The organism is Aeromonas sp. R7-5, from assembly GCF_040908015.1.
GTDB classification, from domain to species: domain Bacteria; phylum Pseudomonadota; class Gammaproteobacteria; order Enterobacterales; family Aeromonadaceae; genus Aeromonas; species Aeromonas caviae.
In genome coordinates this window covers 108821-114820 of record NZ_JBFOCZ010000013.1, presented here as the reverse complement: position 1 = coordinate 114820, position 6000 = coordinate 108821, and the positions used below count along the sequence as shown (strand labels likewise).

The window sequence follows — 6000 nt, the reverse complement described above, 5'->3', positions numbered from 1 at the left end:
TGAGAGGATTCGAACCTCCGACCCTCTACACCCCATGCAGATGCGCTACCTGGCTGCGCTACACACCGACGGAGTCAGCTCGGCTGACGGGGAGGAAGTCTAATCGGATGATTTGGCGGGCGCAACTCCTTTTTTATCAGGGAGATGCCGACTGCTTCTTTATTGTTCAGCCAAGATGCAACTTGGGCCCTGGCCGGAGTTTTGGCATAATCGCCGCCCCCTTAGGCGGACACAGGGTGGCGAACACCCAACTCGGGGCGTTCCGATGTCGCCGGGGCCTTTGGCCTCTCTTTCATTGACAGCATCTTCTGCCGTGGGCTACCGGCTAGCGCGAGGGGGAAGGGGCCCGGTGTGCCCAGGGCCGGGACGCAGCAATCCGGGAGTGCGCGGCCGATGCCGTGCAGGGGCCAGGCAAGCCGACATCATATCGACGAGAGGATCAGGGCGTGAAACCATCTGAAGTTGCAGCACAGATCAGCCAGCGCGAGGAGGACGAACGCTGGATGCGCCATGCCATGGCCCTGGCAGCCAGGGCAGAGGGGATAGGCGAGATCCCGGTGGGCGCCGTGCTGGTGCTGGGGGACAAGATAGTGGCAGAGGGGTGGAATCGCTCCATCAGCGAGCACGACGCCTGCGCCCATGCCGAGGTGATGGCGCTTCGGGAAGCGGGCAAGCAGCTTGAAAACTATCGCCTGCTCGACACAACACTCTATGTGACGCTGGAGCCCTGCTGCATGTGTGCCGGCGCCCTCATCCACAGCCGGGTCAAACGGGTGGTCTATGGTGCCCGGGATTTGAAGACGGGGGCGGCAGGGTCTGTGTTCGACATCCTGCTGGATCCTCGCCACAACCACCAGGTGGCACTGACGGGGGAGGTGCTCGCCGACGCCTGCTCGGCCCAGCTGTCGGATTTCTTCAAACGGCGCCGCGCCGAGAAGAAGGCGGCCAGACTCGCCGCGAAAGAGGCGCTTCCTCAAGATGACAGCGGGGCCTGATGGCCCCGTTTGCTTTTATTTCACTGCCAGACCGGCTGCCTGCTTCCCCCCGAATACCAACTGCCACACCCCCGATGAAGCCCGTGCTCTTTGCCGCTGTTGATGTAACAAAACTGTCATGCATCCGCCATATAATGCCGCCAAGCCTAGCTCACATTGAGGTCTTGCATGTCATCGGAATCGTTAAATCTGGTCATGGCGGGCAGTCGAAAACGCCGGATCAAGGATAAATTGGCCAAATATGGCGTCACCACAGGGGGAGCCCTGGTGCTGGTGGCGCTGTTGCTTATCTTCTTCTACCTGCTTTATGTGGTGAAGCCCATCTTCAATGGCGCCAGCATGGAGAGCACCGCTTCCTTCACCCTGCCCATCAAGGGCAAGACCGCCTGGCTCGGGGTCGAGGAGCAAAACGAGATAGGTTACCGCTTCAGCGACCTGGGGAAGGTCAAATTCTTTGCCGTGCAACCGGATGGCAAGATCAAGACCGGACAGGTGATTGGCGAGGCGCAGGTGAACGGCGAGATCACGGCGGTCGCGCCGCCTGCGCCGGGCCAGAAACTCATCGCCTATGGGTTTGCCGACGGCAAGGCTCAGGTGGTGCAACCCTATTTCAAGATCTCCTATCCCAATGACGTGCGCGTCATTGAGCCCAGCCTGCAATATCCCTTCGGCGAGACCCCCGTGGTGATCGATCCCCAGGGCAAGGCGCTGACGCGCATGGTCTTCGAGGCGACCAAGGACAAGATGGCGACCGCGGCCGTGACCGAAGATGGTCGTGGTGTGCTGATGGTGATGAGCGGCGAGGAGAACTTCCTCTCCGGCGAAATCGAGTGGAGCAACCAGACCTACACCATTCCGTCCCTGCCACGCCATGTTGACCAGATGCTGCTGACCCCGAACCTGCGCCTGTTGTTCGTGCGCGAGGGCAACCGCCTGTCGGTCTATGACATCCACAACCTGAGCGACATTTCCCTGCGCAATGTCATGGAGATCAACGCCCCCAATGCCAGCGTGACCCAGGTGGCCCTGCTCTCCGGTGCGTCCTCCCTGCTGGTGGGCAACGACAACGGCGTCATCTCCCAGTGGTTCGAGGTGGCAAAAGATGGCAAGCGCCAGTTCACCCAGATCCGTGACTTCAAGAGTGACGCGCCGGTCGCCCTGCTGACCCCCGAGCACTTTCGCAAGGGCTTCATCAGCGCAGGCAGCGACGGCACCATCAACTTCTTCCATGCCACCGGCGAAGCCAAGCTGCTTGGCGAGAAGGTTGACGGGGGCAACCTGGCTGCCGTTGCCATCTCTCCTCGCCACAACCTGCTGTTGACCCAGCAGGGGGATGACTTCAAGGTCTTTGACGTCGAGAACGATCACCCCGAGGTAACCTGGTCTGCCCTCTGGCAACAGGTGTGGTATGAAGGCTATCCCGAGCCCCAGTACGTGTGGCAGTCCACCTCCGCCAGCAACGACTTCGAAGCCAAGCTGAGCCTGGTGCCCCTGGTGTTCGGTACCTTGAAAGCCTCCTTCTATGCCATGGTGTTCGCGGTGCCCCTGGGTGTCGCCGGCGCCATCTATACCGCCTACTTCATGTCGGCGGGGCTGCGCAAATACGTCAAGCCGACGGTGGAGATCATGGCGGCGCTGCCGACCGTCATCCTCGGCTTCCTGGCGGGTCTGTGGCTCGCTCCCATCATCGAAGGGGCCCTGCCCGGGGTGATCCTGCTGCTGATCCTGCTGCCCATGGGCATGCTGCTCACCGCCCTGGTGTGGAACTATCTGCCGGAGCGCGGCCGCACCTGGCTGCCGGAAGGCTGGCACGCCATCCTGCTTATCCCTGTGCTGCTGTTCATCGGATGGGGCGCCTTCGCCTTGAGCCCCATCATCGAGAACGCCTTCATGCACGGTGATTCGCGCATCTGGCTGACCCACGACATGGGCATCAAGTTTGACCAGCGCAACTCACTGGTGGTCGGTATCGCCATGGGCTTTGCGGTCATCCCCACCATCTTCTCCATCGCCGAAGACGCGGTCTTCTCGGTGCCCAAGCACCTGACCCAGGGCTCGCTTGCGCTGGGGGCGACCCCGTGGCAGACCCTGAGCCGGGTGGTGATCCTCACCGCGAGCCCGGGCATCTTCTCGGCGGTGATGATGGGCCTTGGCCGCGCCGTGGGCGAGACCATGATCGTGCTGATGGCCACCGGCAACACCCCCATCATGGACTTTTCCATGTTCCAGGGGCTGCGGACCCTGGCGGCGAACATCGCGGTGGAGATGCCGGAATCGGAAGTGGGCAGCTCCCACTACCGGGTGCTCTTCCTCGCCGCCTTCGTGCTGTTTGTGTTCACCTTCTTGTTCAATACCCTGGCTGAATTCGTCCGCCAGCGGTTGCGTGAAAAGTACAGCTCTCTGTAAGGACTAAGGAATCGACAATGGGTAAGTGGTTTAAATCGGGGGCCCCCTGGATCTGGATGACGGGGGGCGCCGTCAGCCTGAGTCTGGTGGCCGTACTGGGTCTGTTGTTGCTGATTGGCTGGCGTGGTCTGGTCTATTTCTGGCCCCATCCCATCTATGAGTGGCAACTTGAAGATGCAAGCGGCAACAAGAGCGTCCTGATTGGCGAGATCAACGACCGGGAGCTGGTGCCGGTGGAGCGCCTGCGCGCCGCAGGCCAGGCGCTGGAAGGGGAGGATCGCGAAGAGATTACCCGTTATCTGGTCAAGACCGGCAACCGGGAGTTCGTCGACCTCGATTTTCGCTGGGTGCTGGAGACCGATATCAAATCGCGCACCCAGCCGGCGGAGCTCGCCATGGTGGAACGCGCCACCAACGGCAACTTCTATGGTTACATCACCTCGGTGAAGGAAGATGGCCAGGAGCTGACCACGGATCTGCATCCCGCCTTGCAGCGGGTGCTGGCCCGTGCCAACGGCCTCTCAAGCCAAGCCAACGACCTGCAAAAAGGGGCCATCGGCAGCATCAACTACCAGCTGGAGCGCCTGCGCCTGAAAGAGCGCAAGGCCGAGCTGGATGACAAGCTGACCGATCAGCTTAAAGCCGAGCTGGCGAGCGAGCGTCAGGCGCTCAACGACCGTTACCAGGTGCTGGAGAAAGAGCTCTTCTCCCTGCGTACCCAGGCGGACAGAGACAGCATCACTGTCATGGACATGCGCGGCGAGCTGGTGACCATGCCGATGTCCCGGGTGCTGGATGTGGTCTGGCCCAACGACATGAGCCTGATGGCCAAGGTGGGTCACTGGTTCCACCAAATTGGCAAGTTCGTCTCCGATGACCCCCGGGAGGCGAACACCGAGGGCGGCGTCTTCCCGGCCATCTTCGGCACCGTCTTCATGGTGATCCTGATGGCCATCATCGTGACCCCGCTCGGGGTGGTGGCGGCGGTCTACCTGCACGAGTATGCGGGCAAGAACAGCCTGACCAAGATCATCCGTATCGCGGTGATCAACCTGGCGGGGGTGCCCTCCATCGTCTACGGCGTGTTTGGTCTGGGCTTCTTCGTCTACACCCTGGGGGGCAGCATCGACCGCCTCTTCTACCCGGAAGCGCTGCCGAGCCCGACCTTTGGCTCCCCCGGTGTCATCTGGTCTGCCCTGACCCTGGCCATCCTGACCCTGCCGGTGGTGATCGTCTCCACCGAAGAGGGGCTGGCCCGGATCCCGAGCACCATTCGCCAGGGTTCGCTGGCGCTGGGTGCCACCCAGGCCGAGACCCTGTGGCGCATCGTGCTGCCCATGGCAAGCCCGGCCATCATGACCGGCCTTATCCTGGCCATCGCCCGTGCGGCGGGCGAGGTGGCGCCGCTGATGCTGGTGGGGGTGGTGAAGCTTGCTCCCACGTTGCCGATGGACGGCAACTTCCCGTACCTGCACGTGGAGCGCAAGTTCATGCACCTGGGCTTCCACATCTATGACGTGGGCTTCCAGAGCCCGAACGTCGAGGCGGCGCGTCCTCTGGTCTACGCCACCTCCTTCCTGCTGGTGACGGTGATCGTCGGCCTCAACCTGACGGCGATCGGTATTCGTAACCACCTGCGCGAGAAATTCCGGTCGCTGGAACATTAATCCAGTCATTACAGAGACGGGCAGGGACCTTCCCTGCCAACCAGATATTCCGGCGGCGGGCAAGACGTTTGCCCGCTGCCACCAAGAGAATTTGAGGTAAACAGATGATCAATGTAACACCGAGTTCGGCCCCGCACACCGCCACCGACCTGCTCAACCTGACCCCGGAGCAGACTGCGCTGGAGGTGAAGGATCTCAACCTGTACTACGGCAACAAGCAGGCGCTGTTCAACGTCAACATGAAGATCCCCAAGGGTCAGGTCACCGCCTTCATCGGCCCGTCCGGTTGCGGCAAGTCCACTTTGCTGCGCTGCATCAACCGGATGAACGATCTGGTGGAGATTTGCCGCATCGAGGGGGAGATCCAGCTGCACGGCCACAACATCTACGACAAGAGCGTGGATGTCTCCGCCCTGCGCCGTCAGGTGGGCATGGTGTTCCAGCGCCCCAACCCCTTCCCCAAGTCCATCTACGAGAACGTGGTCTACGGCCTGCGCCTGCAGGGCATCAATGACCGCCGTACTCTGGACGAGGCCGCCGAGCGTTCCCTGCGCGGTGCCGCCCTGTGGGAGGAAGTGAAGGATCGTCTGCATGACAACGCCTTTGGTCTCTCCGGCGGTCAGCAGCAGCGTCTGGTGATTGCCCGTGCCATCGCCATCGAGCCGGAAGTGCTGCTGCTCGATGAACCGACCTCGGCGCTGGACCCCATCTCCACCCTCACCATCGAAGAGCTCATCAACGAGCTCAAGAGCCAGTTCACCGTGGTGATCGTGACCCACAACATGCAGCAGGCGGCGCGGGTCTCGGATCAGACCGCGTTCATGTACATGGGGGAACTCATCGAGTACTCGAATACCAACACCATCTTCACCACCCCGGCCAAGAAGAAGACCGAAGACTACATTACCGGTCGTTACGGCTAAGGGATGTCG

4 protein-coding genes are annotated in these 6000 nt (G+C 61.7%); all 4 read left to right on the top strand.

Annotation, left to right across the window (positions count from 1 at the left end; translation table 11 throughout):
• The first annotated feature begins 446 nt into the window (after positions 1 to 446).
• The 4 genes from tadA (at position 447) to pstB (ending at position 5991) form a co-directional block, all read left to right on the top strand.
• Positions 447 to 995 carry a tRNA adenosine(34) deaminase TadA gene (tadA, locus tag AB5Y53_RS05255; protein WP_080768115.1) on the top strand — a complete coding sequence of 183 codons (549 nt, stop codon included), beginning with the start codon at positions 447 to 449 and terminating at the stop codon, positions 993 to 995.
• 168 nt (positions 996 to 1163) lie between these two features.
• Positions 1164 to 3401, top strand: coding sequence for an ABC transporter permease subunit (locus AB5Y53_RS05250; RefSeq protein ID WP_045524162.1), 2238 nt, complete (start codon positions 1164 to 1166; stop codon positions 3399 to 3401).
• Between the two features lie 17 nt (positions 3402 to 3418).
• Complete coding sequence (gene pstA / locus AB5Y53_RS05245) at positions 3419 to 5068, top strand: phosphate ABC transporter permease PstA (RefSeq protein ID WP_368181287.1); 1650 nt, start codon at positions 3419 to 3421, stop codon at positions 5066 to 5068.
• 104 nt (positions 5069 to 5172) lie between these two features.
• On the top strand, positions 5173 to 5991 hold the full coding sequence (pstB, locus tag AB5Y53_RS05240; protein ID WP_010675264.1) for a phosphate ABC transporter ATP-binding protein PstB: 819 nt from the start codon (positions 5173 to 5175) through the stop codon (positions 5989 to 5991).
• Positions 5992 to 6000 lie beyond the last annotated feature (9 nt).